General features: G+C 54.9%; 15 protein-coding genes and 1 tRNA gene. 9 read left to right on the top strand and 7 right to left on the bottom strand.

The genetic code is table 11. The annotated features are described in order from the left end of the window. A partial coding sequence (locus EDC90_RS01435; RefSeq protein ID WP_132307760.1) for a DNA adenine methylase occupies positions 1–642 on the top strand: 642 nt, incomplete at its 5' end. A 77-nt stretch (positions 643–719) separates the two neighbouring features. Then, positions 720–911, top strand: coding sequence for a hypothetical protein (locus EDC90_RS01430; RefSeq protein ID WP_132307758.1), 192 nt, complete (start codon positions 720–722; stop codon positions 909–911). Positions 912–1,090: 179 nt separating this feature from the next. Here the strand turns inward: EDC90_RS01430 and EDC90_RS01425 are convergent. Then, positions 1,091–1,167: transfer RNA gene (locus EDC90_RS01425), tRNA-Arg, on the bottom strand. 128 nt (positions 1,168–1,295) lie between these two features. Further along, positions 1,296–2,465: a M20 aminoacylase family protein gene (locus EDC90_RS01420; RefSeq protein WP_132307756.1), complete on the bottom strand. Its 1,170-nt coding sequence runs from the start codon at positions 2,463–2,465 to the stop codon at positions 1,296–1,298. A 139-nt stretch (positions 2,466–2,604) separates the two neighbouring features. Between EDC90_RS01420 and EDC90_RS01415 the strand changes: the two genes are divergently transcribed. After that, positions 2,605–3,735 (top strand): D-alanyl-D-alanine carboxypeptidase family protein, encoded by a 1,131-nt coding sequence (locus EDC90_RS01415; RefSeq protein WP_165972702.1) that lies wholly within the window; start codon positions 2,605–2,607, stop codon positions 3,733–3,735. 11 nt (positions 3,736–3,746) lie between these two features. Beyond that, positions 3,747–4,841, top strand: a complete 1,095-nt coding sequence (locus EDC90_RS01410) for a CobW family GTP-binding protein (protein WP_132307752.1) — start codon at positions 3,747–3,749, stop codon at positions 4,839–4,841. Here the strand turns inward: EDC90_RS01410 and EDC90_RS01405 are convergent. The 4 genes from EDC90_RS01405 to xerD form a co-directional block, all read right to left on the bottom strand. Beyond that, complete coding sequence (locus EDC90_RS01405) at positions 4,815–5,069, bottom strand: sulfurtransferase TusA family protein (protein ID WP_245510883.1); 255 nt, start codon at positions 5,067–5,069, stop codon at positions 4,815–4,817. The genes EDC90_RS01410 and EDC90_RS01405 overlap by 27 nt on opposite strands. Before the next feature lies 1 nt (position 5,070). Continuing rightward, positions 5,071–6,264 (bottom strand): L,D-transpeptidase family protein, encoded by a 1,194-nt coding sequence (locus EDC90_RS01400; RefSeq protein ID WP_132307748.1) that lies wholly within the window; start codon positions 6,262–6,264, stop codon positions 5,071–5,073. Positions 6,265–6,411: 147 nt separating this feature from the next. Then, a complete protein-coding gene (locus EDC90_RS01395; RefSeq protein ID WP_132307745.1) occupies positions 6,412–7,365 on the bottom strand; it encodes an acetyl-CoA carboxylase carboxyltransferase subunit alpha in 954 nt (317 codons plus the stop codon). A gap of 75 nt (positions 7,366–7,440) precedes the next feature. Continuing rightward, positions 7,441–8,394, bottom strand: a complete 954-nt coding sequence (gene xerD / locus EDC90_RS01390; protein ID WP_132307743.1) for a site-specific tyrosine recombinase XerD — start codon at positions 8,392–8,394, stop codon at positions 7,441–7,443. Between the two features lie 89 nt (positions 8,395–8,483). On the opposite strand from xerD, the gene EDC90_RS01385 reads away from it, so the two are divergent. From EDC90_RS01385 to EDC90_RS01375, 3 genes are read left to right on the top strand one after another with little or no spacing between them, the layout of a single operon-like run. Then, the gene (locus EDC90_RS01385) at positions 8,484–9,095 is read left to right on the top strand and encodes a shikimate kinase (RefSeq protein WP_132307741.1); all 612 of its coding nucleotides are present in this window, start codon (positions 8,484–8,486) and stop codon (positions 9,093–9,095) included. Further along, on the top strand, positions 9,076–10,203 hold the full coding sequence (gene aroB / locus EDC90_RS01380; protein ID WP_132307738.1) for a 3-dehydroquinate synthase: 1,128 nt from the start codon (positions 9,076–9,078) through the stop codon (positions 10,201–10,203). Before EDC90_RS01385 ends, aroB begins: the two co-directional genes overlap by 20 nt. Further along, on the top strand, positions 10,200–11,519 hold the full coding sequence (locus EDC90_RS01375) for an HlyC/CorC family transporter (RefSeq protein WP_432419974.1): 1,320 nt from the start codon (positions 10,200–10,202) through the stop codon (positions 11,517–11,519). Before aroB ends, EDC90_RS01375 begins: the two co-directional genes overlap by 4 nt. A gap of 18 nt (positions 11,520–11,537) precedes the next feature. On the opposite strand, the gene EDC90_RS01370 is transcribed toward EDC90_RS01375, so the two are convergent. Next, positions 11,538–11,819: a BolA family protein gene (locus EDC90_RS01370; protein ID WP_132307736.1), complete on the bottom strand. Its 282-nt coding sequence runs from the start codon at positions 11,817–11,819 to the stop codon at positions 11,538–11,540. A 109-nt stretch (positions 11,820–11,928) separates the two neighbouring features. Here EDC90_RS01370 and EDC90_RS01365 point away from each other — a divergent pair, with 109 nt between their 5' ends. Together EDC90_RS01365 and cobS are read left to right on the top strand one after the other, a co-directional pair. Beyond that, complete coding sequence (locus tag EDC90_RS01365; protein WP_132307734.1) at positions 11,929–12,567, top strand: J domain-containing protein; 639 nt, start codon at positions 11,929–11,931, stop codon at positions 12,565–12,567. 66 nt (positions 12,568–12,633) lie between these two features. Continuing rightward, positions 12,634–13,623: a cobaltochelatase subunit CobS gene (gene cobS, locus EDC90_RS01360; RefSeq protein ID WP_132307732.1), complete on the top strand. Its 990-nt coding sequence runs from the start codon at positions 12,634–12,636 to the stop codon at positions 13,621–13,623. Positions 13,624–13,625: the final 2 nt, after the last annotated feature.

Genomic DNA, 13,625 nt, shown 5'->3' with positions numbered 1-13,625 from the left:
GAGGTGATCAACGATATCAGCGGTGACGTCGCTAACTTCTTCCGCATCCTGCAGCGCCACTTTCCGCAGTTCATGGATACGCTCCGCTTCCAGATCTCCGGCAGGCGGGAATTCGAGCGGCTTATGAAGACCGACCCGACGACGCTCACCGATCTGGAGCGCTCGGCCCGCTTTCTTTATCTTCAGCGTCTGGCCTTCGGCGGCAAGGTGGCCGGCCGCAACTTCGGGGTCAGCAAAACCACCAGCGCCCGGTTCAACCTGACCAAGCTTGCCTCAACGCTGGAGGACATCCACGAGCGGCTTGCCGGTGTCGTGATCGAGTGCCTCCCGTGGCAGGAGTTCATCCGGCGCTATGACCGGCCGGGCATGCTGTTTTATCTCGACCCACCTTATTGGGGCAATGAGACCGACTACGGCACCGGAGTGTTTGGCCGGAACGATTTTGAGCAGATGGCCGCTGTTCTCGAAGGGCTTCAAGGCACCTTCATTCTGTCTTTGAACGCGGTTCAGGGCGTCTATCAAACCTTCTCACAGTTCGACATCGAGGAGGTCGATTGCACCTATTCGATTAGCGACGGGAATGGGAAGGGCGTGAAGGAGGTCATCATCACACCAGCAAAGACTTTGCGCATGGCGGCTTGATAAGACCTGTTGGGGCTGCACGTCTTTGCGTCAGAATGTTGCGATGATCATGCGTTTTCTAACGAAGGGAAAAGGAAATGAACGGACAAGAAATTGTTATTACCGTTTTGGGCGTCGCAGCAATCGCAGCAGCCGCGTATCTGGCTCGCGTCCATCTGAACGTTGAAACCAAGAAGCAAATAGCCGAGTACAAGATGCGGTTATCAGAGGAGGAGACCAAACGCCTTCAGGTGGTCGCAGATTTTATGGGTGACGGCGAGGCGCAATGAGCACGCGTGGTTTGTCTCAGCGCAAAGATTTCCGTCCAGAAGCTGTTTCATCTCTGTCCAGAAGGCGGCGGCGCGCCACACATCCGTCAGGAAGGAGGCTGTTTCATGTCTGAAAGCGCCGGATTCAGTGTCAGATGAGCCATGGAAACCGAAAAGCGCAGAAACTCTGAAAGAAGAAATGGTGATCCCGACGCGATTCGAACGCGTGACCCTCAGATTAGGAATCTGATGCTCTATCCTGCTGAGCTACGGGACCATCATCAAAGGCCGGAGGCAGATACCTGCTCACGACAGAGGCCGGTCACCGGCCAGCAAAAACCTTCCGGTGACGCATTCCTCAATACAAAACACAGTTTCGAAAGGAAAGCCCTGATTTTGCTGAAATCATGCTCCGTTCGAAAGCCGCTGCTCTGCAAGCCGTACCCAGTAGGAGATCCCATAGGCCAGCGCTTCATCGTCGAAATCGTAATGAGGATTATGAAGCCCGGCCGTGTCACCGTTGCCCAGCAGGATGAAAGCGCCCGGTCTGGCTTCCAGCATATAGGAAAAATCTTCTGCTGCCGTCCACGGACCAAAATCCGTATCCACTGCGCCTTCACCGCCCACAAACTGCGCTGCGGCAATCGCATGAGCCGTTTCATCCGGATGGTTCACCGTCGGCGGATAGTTGCGAACATACTGCACCTCAGCCATGGCACCATGTGCGCTGGCAATGCCTTCTGCGATCTCTGAAATCTTTCGTTCGGCCATGTCACGGCTTTCAGGCGTGAACGAACGAACAGTACCGCCCAGTTCGGCCTCACCGGGAATAATGTTATGCGTGAAGCCAGCGTGAAACTCAGTTACCGAAACCACAAGTGCACTGACGGGATTAATTGCGCGCGAAACAATCGTCTGCAATGCTCCGACAATCTGGCTGCCGATCACAATCGGATCGACAGATGCATGCGGCTGGGCAGCATGTGCGCCCTCACCTTTGATGACGATGCGAAACTCATCGGTTGCAGCCATGATCGGTCCGGAGCGGATGGAAAAGCTCCCCACAGGGCGACCGGGAAAGTTATGCAAGCCATAGACTTCCGAGATATCGAAGCGATCCATGAGACCGTCCTCGATCATCGCCTTGCCACCGGCGCCACCTTCTTCCGCGGGCTGAAAGACAAGCGCAACCCGGCCGGAAAAATTCCGCGTCTGCGCCAGATACTTCGCCGCCCCCAGCAACATCGACATATGGCCATCATGGCCGCAGGCATGCATCTTGCCGGGATTCTTCGACGCCCAGGGCTTTCCGCTCCGCTCCTGCATCGGCAAAGCATCCATATCAGCGCGCAGACCGATTGTGCGGTTTCCCGGCTTGTTACCGTTGATAATGCCGACAACGCCAATACGGCCGATACCGGTCACGATCTCATCGACACCAAAAGACCGCAATTTGTCTTCAACAAACGCTGCTGTCTCAGTGACATCGTAAAGAAGTTCTGGATTTTCATGCAGGTATCGCCGCCAGGCGGTCGCCTCATCCTGAAGGTGAGCGGCAGAATTCAACAATGGCATTAAGGTTACCCCTGCATTTTTCAGAAATTCATTGTAAAAGGCACTGAGAGGATGTGGGATATGCACGGTTAACATGCAACAGTATCCGCTCGTTCAAGGCCTATATGTATCGCAGTCATCAGGCAAGTGGAGTAAAAACGTGTCGGCAGCAGCACGCACAAAAACATGCGGAAACATCCGCCCTCTGGTGGTTGCCGCCTGCCTTTTCATTGTTTCACTTACAAGTGTGGCATGGTCTGAAGCAGCGCGCGCCAATCCATATATTGTTGTTGATGCAAAAACCGAACGCGTTCTTTACGCTCAGGAACCATTCAAACGCTGGTACCCGGCCTCACTGACGAAGCTGATGACGGCCTATCTGACATTTGAAGATATGGAAGCTGGCCGCCTGAGCAAGAACACGGTCATCACCTTCTCTGCTGCCGCCGCCGGAGAACCGGCAGCCAAAATGTATTTCGCTCCGGGCACGCGGGTTACACTTGATACGGCGCTGAAGATGATGCTCGTGCGCTCTGCCAACGATGCGGCTCATGCGGTTGCGGACAACGCTCCGGGCGGACGCTCTGATTTTATCAACCGCATGAATGCAACGGCCAAACAGATCGGCATGACCGACACACATTTTGTCAATGCCAACGGCATGGACGCTATGAATGATCCTCAGCCGGGACAATATACGACTGCACGGGATATGGCTGTGCTGGCGCTGGCTATCAAAAAGAAGTTTCCCGACTACCTCGATTACTTCACCATTCCAGGCATTGATGCGGACAGCGGCGAATATCGGAATACCAATCTCCTGATCGATAATTTCAACGGCGCCACTGGCATGAAGACCGGCTTCACCTGTTCTTCCGGCTATAATCAGGTCTCGACCGCTTCGCGCGGTCGCAAGGACATTATAGCTGTCGCACTTGGCTCTGCGAGTGTCGTGGCGCGTGTTGAAACAGCGGCTCAGCTTCTGGAGGCCGGTTTGAACGCCGATATGCGCAATGGCCCCCGCCTGGCCACCTATCTGCCACCTGCTGATGCTGATAAATCTGTGGCCGACGTGACAAGTGAAGTCTGCTCGGCAGAGGCCGCTGAAGCCCGCGCAGCTTTGCGCGACGAAGACGGCAACTATATACTCACCTCACCTTACCTTCACCAGATCCCGGAAGAGTTTCCGATGGTTGAGGCCAAAAGGCTACCAAACGACACCGAAATGGCTTCAAACAGACTTGATACGCTGAGCGCCGTTCCACTGCCTTACGCCCGTCCCAGACAATAAAAAGACTATCCATGTTTCATCCTTCCGACGTTATTCCAGTCTCCATCGTCACCGGTTTTCTGGGTGCCGGGAAATCAACACTCCTCAACCGGCTGCTTCATGCGCCAGCTCTTTCCGATGCCGCGGTTATCATCAATGAGTTTGGCGAAGTCGGAATCGATCACATGCTGGTCGAGACTTCTGGCGAGAATGTTGTCGAATTGTCCAATGGGTGCCTTTGCTGCACGGTGCGAGGAGAGTTGATCGATACGCTTGCCGACCTTCTCGACAAGGCGCAGACCGGCAGGATCAAGCCGTTCAGCCGCGTCATCATAGAAACGACCGGCCTTGCCGATCCGGTTCCGGTTCTCAAGGCGGTTATGGCGCATCCGGCTATTGCCGCCACCTTCAGGGTCGATGGTGTCGTTACGCTGGTTGATGCCATCTCGGGCCTCAAGACTATCGAGACTTATGACGAGGCGGCCCGGCAGGCCGCTGTTGCCGACCGGCTGGTCATGACCAAAACCGATCTCGTTGATGAAGATACCGTCAGCAAACTGCGAAGCCGCCTCTCCGCCATCAACCCGATGGCCGAGATCGTGGATGTCAATGACGAAATCGCTTCCAGGCCAACGCTTCTTGTGGCTGGCCTTTTCGATCCTGAGAGCAAGCCCGGGCATGTGGGAGAATGGCTGTCCAATGCCGATACCGGGCACCATCATCACCACCATCACGATGTAAACCGCCATGGCGAACACATCCGTGCATTTGCACTCCAGACAGGACCGGTCGATAGCCTTTCCACGATACAGGCATTTCTGCAGAGGCTGGCAGCTCAGTACGGCGAAAAACTTCTGCGGATAAAAGGCATCGTGGCAGTCAGCAATGCCGATGCTCCCTTTGTCGTCCATGGTGTGCAGGAAACGGTCTATCCACCGAGGCGGCTCAAATCTGCAGGCGAAGATGACAAGGGGAATACCCGTCTTGTCGTGATCACCCGTGACCTGCGTGAAGCCGATGTGCGCGATCTGTTCGACGCATTTCTGAATAATCCTGTCATCGACCGCCCGGATCGGGCTGCACTCGAAGACAACCCGCTCTCAGCCTTCGGCTTTAAGCTCAGTTGAACCACGCTCAATGAGAAAACGATGACCATCGGCTGTTACCTCGATTTCGAGGAGCCGGTGGCCATGCTGATTGCAAAGATGGGGAATGTCGATTTTGGCCAGCGGATCGCTGGTTTCAATCAAAAGACGCTCACCTGGCGCAATCAAGGCCAGACGCTTCTGCGCTTTGAGCGCAGGTAGCGGGCATTTCAGCCCACGCAGATCGTAAAGTGGCAAAGGCTCTGCCACGTCACCAGAACTTCCAGAAAGGCTTCTTCTCCTGCGTCTCAGGCTGTTCTGCATAAGCAGAGGTGATTGGGCTGCGCTGCGGAATGGGAACACCGCCAGTTGCGACAGGCACGTCCGGCACATTTTCAATCGCAGCGGTTTGCGTTGTGTCGATGACCTCGGGCTGCTCAACCGGACCAAACTTCGCAATACGGTATTCTTCTAGCGTCACATAACGCCCGGCCTCAAGTGATGACCCGGTCGGCTGATAGAGCGGATCGGTCGGGTCTTCACGCAGGTCCGCGACAAGCGCCTTGCGTTCAGCCTCACTCGGATCAATCCAGACCTTGCCTTCATTCTTCTTCAAGGCCTTTTCGAAGTCTTTCTGATACTTCGTCTCATACTCGGCAATCGCCTGAGCATCTGCAGAAGACATGCTGACGACCGTTGCAGGACAAGCCTGGTCCGAGGCAAAGGAAGCACCCGCAACCGGATCCTTGTTAAACAGGTATTTGCCACCGCAGATATCGACATCGGGCGTTTTGTGCGTGACCTCGAAATAGTCGTAACCGGGCTTCAACATCTGCCAGAAGGGATAGTTTTCATTGAAACGGTGACGAACCATGTTATCCGCCGTCATGCGGAACGGATAAGCCTGCAGCATGATGGCCTGCTGTCCGCCCTTGAAGGCATCGCGCGCCAGCGCAAAAATCTCAAGAATCTGCTCATCCGTCATCGAATAGCAGCCGCGTGAAGAACAGGCGCCATGGATCATCAGATTAGAACCGGTCAGCTGGTTCGCACGGTCATACCTGTTCGGGTAACCGGTGTTGATAGCCAGAAAATACTGCGAATACGGATTCAGGAGACCTTTTGAAAGCGGATAGAAACCTTCCGGTGCCTGACGGTCACCTTCTTTCTTCTTCGGCCCGAGCTTTCCCGACCAGGCGCAGATCTCATAAGCTTCGAGCTCGCCATAGGTGCCATCGCGCTTCTGTTTCCAGATTTCCAGAACACCTTCTTCCTTGAAGATGCGAATCGTAATCGGCGCATACTTATCCATGTCGTTCGAACGCATCTTGGCGACAAAGGATGAGGGCAAAGCATAATTCATCTTTTCCTGAACAGAGGAAAAGTCGGTACTGTCAAAAAAGCTGTTGCAGCCCGTCAGCGCCATCGTGGCGAAGAACATTGGGGCAAGGATCTTTAAACGCATGGGTTCAACCTGCCGGATTTTCGCCGTTAACGCAACTTAGCTTATAAATTGCGTTCTGAGCGAACACTATGCACCGCCAATCATCAAGAAAGCGTTAACCGTTCTCAACGAATTGCGCAACAACGAAACCGGGCTGCGTGAAGGCGATTAAAGGTTCCGCCCGATCGCCAGGAATTTCTGCCGGCGCTGGTTGCGAATTTCCTCTCCCGACATTCCATCCATGGATGCCAGCCCCTCGGCAATCTGGTCGCCACAAGCATCAATCACCGTTTCGGAGTGACGATGCGCTCCACCAACCGGCTCCGGAATGATTTCATCGACGACACCAAACCCCTTCAGATCCTGCGCCGTGATCTTCATATTTGTCGCTGCCTCTTTGGCACGGGCCGAATCGCGCCAGAGAATGGAGGCTGCGCCTTCCGGCGAAATCACCGAATAAATCGAGTGCTCCAGCATATAAACGCGACTTGCAGCGGCAATGGCAATGGCGCCGCCGGACATACCCTCGCCGATAACCACCGTGATCAGAGGCACACCGATGCGCAGACACATCTGCGTCGAGCGGGCAATCGCCTCAGCCTGGCCACGCTCCTCGGCACCGACGCCGGGATAGGCCCCAGCCGTATCGACAAGCGAGATGACCGGCAGGTTGAAGCGCTCGGCCAGTTCCATCACGCGGATAGCCTTGCGGTATCCTTCCGGGCGCGGCATACCGAAATTGTGTTTCAACCGGCTTTTGGTGTCGTTGCCTTTTTCCTCACCGATGAAAGCGACAGGACGGCCACGGAAGCGGGCGACGCCGGCCTGAATGGCGGCATCTTCACCAAAATTACGATCACCGGCCAGAAGCGTGACTTCAGTAAACAGGCGGGCAGCATAATCAATGAAATGCGGGCGCTGCGGATGACGGGCAACCTGCGCCTTTTGCCATGGCGTCAGCTTGGCATAGATCTCATTCATGGCCTCATCGACGCGTGTTTCAAGCCGCCGGATCTCGTCGGTCGTATCGATGCTCTCGCCGTCGGAGACAATTTTCTTCAACTCGATAATCTTCGCTTCCAGATCGGAAATCGGTCGTTCGAAATCGAGATAGCTGTACATTGTCGGACTTTCCGTGGTTATCCCTGAAGCGGCCTGACGGGCTGCAATCTTCATATGATTGTTATTTGATGCCGCTTAATCCCGTTTTTTAGCTATTTTTGCAAGGGGGTGATGCATTTCAACCAGTTCCCGAAGCCTTTCTTCAAGAACATGTGTGTAAATCTGCGTTGTGGAAATGTCTGAATGTCCAAGCATTTCCTGTACTGCGCGAAGGTCTGCTCCGTTCTGAAGAAGATGACTTGCAAAAGCATGACGTAACACATGCGGCGACACAGCAGAAGCAGGCAGCCCGGCACGGGCCGCCAGACCTTTCAGCTCCCGCGCGAAAACCTGACGCGCCAGATGACCATCGCGTCCGGAAGAAGCAAACAGATATGGGTTATACTCAGCATCCGTTCCAGCGATGGCGGCCAAACGCGCTGCATTAAAAGCGTGAAGTGCTGCAATGGCACGCCGTGACAGCGGCACCGCCCTTTCCTTATTGCCTTTTCCCCGGATGGTCACGAACCGCTCATCACGTTTGAGAATACTGGCAGGCAAGGTCACAAGCTCGGACACACGCATGCCACTGGCGTAAAGCGTTTCTAAAAGTGCGGCCATGCGCAGGCGCTCAAAATGCCCCGCCCCTTCTTCTTCAGCTTCGGTTTTGGCCCGCGACAGCAACCGGTCAACATCGTGAACAGAAAGCGTCTTGGGCAACGCTCTTCCCTTTTTGGGAGAATCAATCACACCCGTCGGGTCGTCACCGCGCAAACCTTCGGCATAAAGGAACTGATAAAACTGCTTCAGTGCCGAAAGCCGCCTTGCCTGCGAAGTCGCGGCAAAGCCCCGTGTAACGAGATCAGAAAGATAGGCGGAAATATCTGCAGTGGCCGCATTATCGACACGAACACCACGATCTGTCTGAAAATCCCGGAAGTCACCAAGGTCGCGTTTATAGGCAACAAGCGTATTATCGGATGCGCCACGCTCTGCGCTCAGCATTTCGAGAAAAGCTTCAATATGCGCAGCTGAGAGGTCCAGAGCCATTTCCTTTACGATTCCCCGTGTTACAGATCGCTTTGACTTGACGCCCCGGCAGCATTTGCCGATACGTGGCTGAAAACAATGGGCGCGATATGAACGCAAAGCAAGATTCGGGCAATCCGAACCTAAAACAGAAGGCACTGAGCGGGCTGGCTGGGCGGAACCTGATCCTTGTCGGCCTGATGGGGGCAGGCAAAACAGCCATCGGCAAACTGGTCGCCGATAAGCTGAAACTGCCTTACGTCGATACCGACCAGGAAATTGAAGCCGCCGCGCAGATGACGATTGCCGATCTTTTCGAGCAATATGGCGAACCTGAGTTCCGCGCGCTTGAAACCCGGGTGATCGAACGTATCCTCACGGAAGGTCCGGCGATCGTATCGACGGGCGGCGGCGCGTTCGTCAATCCGGTCAATCGCAAGTTAATTGCTGATTCCGGTCTGTCTCTCTGGCTCAAAGCTGACCTTGAAACGCTTTGGGATCGGGTACGGCGGCGACAGACACGCCCATTGCTCAAGACAGAAAATCCGAAACAGACTTTGAAAAATCTGATGGATGCGCGTTATCCGGTCTATGCGGAAGCGGAAGTCACCGTATTATCGCGCAATGTCCGCAAAGAAACAGTGATGCGCGATGTGCTGAAAGCCCTGGCAGCGCTGCATGACAGAAATGAGGGAGCCGCCCATGACCAAGATGCAGGATGACCGGAAGATTGTGCGGGTCGACCTCGACACGCGCAGCTATGACATTCTCATCGGCAACGACCTTCTCGGCCACGCGGGCGGTGAGATTCTCGCGCGTCTCAACTGCAAAAAAGTAGCAATCGTGACCGACAGGAACGTCGGCGCGCTCTATCTTGATGCTCTGGTTGAAAGCCTTCAGACCGACGGCATTGAAACCTACACGATCACGCTGGACCCCGGAGAGAAGACCAAAAGCTTCGATAATCTGATCGCCGTTGTCGATGGGGTCCTGGAGGCAAGGGTCGAACGCTCCGACGCCGTGATCGCGCTTGGCGGCGGTGTGATCGGCGATCTGGCAGGCTTTGCTGCAGGAATTGTCCGGCGCGGGGTGCACTTCATTCAAATCCCGACGTCATTGCTGGCTCAGGTCGATTCCTCCGTCGGCGGTAAAACCGGCATCAACGCTCCACACGGCAAAAATCTTGTCGGCGTCTTTCATCAGCCTGATCTGGTTCTGGCCGACACTTCAGTGCTTGATACGCTCAGTGATCGCGAATTCGCTGCCGGTTATGCCGAAGTCGTCAAATACGGACTGATTGATCAGCCCGACTTTTTTCACTGGCTTGAAAAGAACCGGACGGAAATATTTTCTGGTCGTACAGCCCGCGCGGAAGCGATTGCGAAAAGCTGCGAAGCCAAGGCGGCTGTGGTCGCCGCCGATGAACGGGAAACCGGCAGACGGGCGCTTCTGAACCTCGGACACACATTCGGCCACGCTCTGGAAAAGGCAACTGAGTACGACAGTGCAAGGCTTGTTCACGGTGAAGGTGTGGCCATCGGCATGGTTCTGGCGCATGAGTTTTCCGCGCGGATGAACCTTGCCAGCCCCGATGATGCAAAGCGTGTTGCGCACCACCTGAAAGAGGCCGGACTGCCAACAACGATGGGGGATATTGACGGAACGTTGCCACCACCCAATATATTGATGGACGCAATCGGCCAGGACAAAAAGGTGAAGGGAGGCAAGCTGACCTTCATCCTGACACGCGGCATTGGTGAGGCTTTCATCGCCGATGATGTGCCGCCATCTGAAGTTCTGGCATTTCTGACGGAAAAACATCCGCAATGACGATGAGCGATATATCGCAATTCTTTGCCGAATACGGGCTGCTGATGGGTGGGATCATCTGCCTGATTGTGATCTCTGCCTTTTTTTCCGGCTCAGAGACCGCATTAACGGCAGTTTCCAGAGCGCGTATGCACTCTCTTGAGCAGCAGGGTGACAAGCGCGCCGGCACGGTTTCGACCATGATTGCACGGCAGGACAGGCTGATTGGCGCACTGCTGATCGGCAATAATCTGGTTAACATTCTGGCATCATCACTCACAACAACACTGTTCCTGAGCCTGTTTGGCGCCAATGGTGTCGTTTATGCCACGCTGATCATGACCGCGCTTCTGGTGGTTTTTGCCGAGGTCTTGCCAAAGAGCTGGGCCATTTCGGCAACGGACAGGTTTGCACTCACTGTTGCCCCTCTGGTGCGCATTGTCTTCTTGATCATCGGCCCGCTGTCGAGCCTCGTGAACATGATCGTCCGCTTCATTCTCGGACGTTTCGGGGTAACGCTTTCCAAAAGCGGGTCCATGCTTTCAGCGCGTGATGAACTGCGCGGTACCGTCGATCTGCTGCACAAGGAAGGTTCAGTTGTAAAAGCTGACCGCGATCGGTTGGGCGGTGTTCTGGACCTCGGTGAGCTGGAAGTCTCAGATGTCATGATCCACCGGACTGCCATGCGGGCCGTTAATGCTGATGACACACCCGAGGCCGCCGTAAAGACCGTGCTGGAAAGCCCTTATACCCGGCTTCCGATCTGGCGTGGTTCCATCGACAATATCATCGGCATGATCCATTCGAAGGATTTGTCGCGTGCATTGGCGGAACCCCATGCTTCGCCCTCAACGATAGACATCGTGAAAGTGGCGCAGAAACCATGGTTTGTGCCGGACAGCACAAATCTGAAGGATCAGCTGAACGCCTTTTTACGCAAGAAGGTTCACATCGCTGTTGTTGTCGACGAATATGGTGAAGTTCAGGGCATTGTCACGCTGGAAGATATTCTGGAAGAGATCGTCGGCGATATTTCCGATGAGCACGATCTTGAAATTTCCGGCGTGCAGCAGGAAGCAGATGGCTCAATCGTTGTCGATGGCACGGTCCCGATCCGCGATCTGAACCGCGCGCTGGACTGGATGCTGCCGGATGAAGAGGCCACCACGATTGCGGGTCTTGTCATCCATGAAAGCCAGACGATACCTGAAGAGCGGCAGTCATTCACCTTTTATGGCAAGCGCTTCATCGTTATGAAGCGCGAGAAAAATCGCATTACCAAACTCAGGATCCGTCCGCTGGATGGTGCGGCTGCTATGACACCATCTTCGCGTTGACAGTAAACCCCCGCAGCGTTACCAGCGTGTCCTTTCGCCGGGGGCCGCAGCTTCGATTGCCAGCGCATGCAGGCCTTCGGTAATTTCCTGGCTTAATGCCTCATTCACGGCACGATGCCGCTCTAAACGATTCAGCCCCTCGAAGTGTGCGGAGACGATCCGTACTCGGAGATGGCTCAGCGCCGGACTTCCCGACGCTTCGATGTGCCCGGCATGCCGGGCACTTTCATCCATCAGAACCAGGCGTTCGGGATCGAAGATGCGTTTAAGCTTGTTTTCGATTTCGACGGTTGAACTCATGTCTTTGTCCCGGTTTTTGCGAAGCGCACGTTAACGCTCCACAAAGCCAGCAACAAAGCCCGTTGTCAATTCTTGTTGTGACGGGTCATGAAGGTCATAATCAAGCGCTATGAATCTCGACTCTAAATATTTCGACCGGCTGCGCACCAAGCGCAAACGCCCGGCCTCCGCCAAAAAAGAGGCGGCGCCAGAAACCCCCATCTGCCAGTGGGATGGTTGCAACAAGCCTGCGCATCATCGCGCGCCCGTCGGCCGGAATGCCGAAGGGCAGTTTTTCATGTTCTGCTTTGAGCATGTGAAAGCTTATAACAAAGGCTACAACTACTTCGAAGGCCTCTCCGATGGGGAAATCGCCCGCTACCAGAAGGAAGCCCTGACCGGCCATCGCCCGACATGGACGGTTGGTGTGAACGGCGACACCCGCAAGACACCCGTCAACGGTTCAAAGAAGGCTGGAAACACCGCGTCATTTTCGCGCACGCATGATCCCTTCGGCTTCGTCAAGGACGGACCCGGTACACGCGCCCAGCGCCCGAAACGTGAGCGCAAGCTTAAAACGCTGGAAGCCAAGGCTTTCGACACACTTGGGCTTTCAGCTTCCGCGACATCCGATGACATTAAAAAACAGTACAAGGCGATGGTGAAAAAGCATCATCCGGATACCAATGGCGGTGACCGGGGATCTGAAGAAACATTTCGTGCCGTTGTGCAGGCATACCAATTGTTAAAGCAGGCCGGGTTCTGCTAGGACGCTTGGTAACAACAGCGAAAAGACGTGCAAGCGGCTCCTCCCAAAAGCCGCGCTGGAGACATGATGAGCAAGATTGAACTGGATTACTCGAACGGGCCTGACACAACCGTTTCGGTTCGTGAGACCTTTGGTATTGATACAGATCTGCAAGTTCCGGCCTTCTCTGCGGACGACCCTTATGTGCCAGATCTCGATCCCGATTACCTCTTCGATCGCGATACGACGCTCGCCATCCTTGCCGGCTTTGCACATAACCGCCGCGTGTTGATTTCCGGCTATCACGGAACGGGTAAATCAACACATATCGAGCAGGTTGCCGCGCGCCTGAACTGGCCGTGCGTTCGCGTTAATCTCGACAGCCATGTCAGCCGTATCGATCTGGTTGGTAAAGATGCCATCGTCGTCAAGGACGGCCTTCAGGTTACAGAATTCAAAGACGGCATTCTGCCATGGGCTTACCAGCACAACGTGGCACTGGTTTTCGACGAGTATGACGCCGGCCGTCCGGATGTGATGTTCGTGATCCAGCGTGTTCTGGAATCGTCTGGCCGGCTGACCCTTCTGGACCAGAGCCGCGTCATCAGCCCTCATCCGGCGTTCCGTCTCTTTGCCACAGCCAACACTGTTGGTCTGGGTGATACAACCGGCCTTTACCACGGCACGCAGCAGATCAACCAGGCACAGATGGACCGCTGGTCGATTGTCTCGACGCTGAACTATCTTCCGCATGAGCAGGAAGTCGGGATCATTGTCGCAAAGGTCAAAAGCTTCAACACGGAAGAAGGGCGCGAGACGATCTCCAATATGGTCCGTGTCGCCGACCTGACACGTTCGGCCTTCGTCAATGGCGATCTTTCAACCGTAATGAGCCCGCGTACTGTGATCAACTGGGCAGAAAACGCTGAAATCTTCGGCGATGTCGGCTTTGCATTCCGGGTCACATTCCTCAACAAATGCGATGAGCTGGAACGCTCGCTGGTCGCTGAGCACTATCAGCGTGCCTTTGGCGAAGAACTGAAAGAAAGCGCGGCGAATATCGTTATTGGCGCTTGAGG

Origin of the sequence: Martelella mediterranea (assembly GCF_004342225.1) — a bacterium.
In the GTDB taxonomy this organism is placed as follows: Bacteria; Pseudomonadota; Alphaproteobacteria; order Rhizobiales; family Rhizobiaceae; genus Martelella; species Martelella mediterranea_B.
The sequence above is the reverse complement of the archived record's forward strand: the minus strand, read 5'-3'. Positions and strand labels throughout refer to the sequence as shown.

Excerpts from the sequence above, each read along its gene's own strand:
- EDC90_RS01370 (WP_132307736.1), bottom strand. The coding sequence starts at position 11,819 with ATGAGTTCAACCGTCGAAATCGAAAACAAGCTTAAACGCATCTTCGAT.
- xerD (WP_132307743.1), bottom strand. The coding sequence starts at position 8,394 with ATGGCTCTGGACCTCTCAGCTGCGCATATTGAAGCTTTTCTCGAAATG.
- aroB (WP_132307738.1), top strand. The coding sequence starts at position 9,076 with ATGACCAAGATGCAGGATGACCGGAAGATTGTGCGGGTCGACCTCGAC.
- EDC90_RS01385 (WP_132307741.1), top strand. The coding sequence starts at position 8,484 with ATGAACGCAAAGCAAGATTCGGGCAATCCGAACCTAAAACAGAAGGCA.
- EDC90_RS01395 (WP_132307745.1), bottom strand. The coding sequence starts at position 7,365 with ATGTACAGCTATCTCGATTTCGAACGACCGATTTCCGATCTGGAAGCG.
- EDC90_RS01365 (WP_132307734.1), top strand. The coding sequence starts at position 11,929 with ATGAATCTCGACTCTAAATATTTCGACCGGCTGCGCACCAAGCGCAAA.
- EDC90_RS01375 (WP_432419974.1), top strand. The coding sequence starts at position 10,200 with ATGACGATGAGCGATATATCGCAATTCTTTGCCGAATACGGGCTGCTG.
- EDC90_RS01410 (WP_132307752.1), top strand. The coding sequence starts at position 3,747 with ATGTTTCATCCTTCCGACGTTATTCCAGTCTCCATCGTCACCGGTTTT.
- EDC90_RS01430 (WP_132307758.1), top strand. The coding sequence starts at position 720 with ATGAACGGACAAGAAATTGTTATTACCGTTTTGGGCGTCGCAGCAATC.
- EDC90_RS01400 (WP_132307748.1), bottom strand. The coding sequence starts at position 6,264 with ATGCGTTTAAAGATCCTTGCCCCAATGTTCTTCGCCACGATGGCGCTG.
- EDC90_RS01420 (WP_132307756.1), bottom strand. The coding sequence starts at position 2,465 with ATGCCATTGTTGAATTCTGCCGCTCACCTTCAGGATGAGGCGACCGCC.
- cobS (WP_132307732.1), top strand. The coding sequence starts at position 12,634 with ATGAGCAAGATTGAACTGGATTACTCGAACGGGCCTGACACAACCGTT.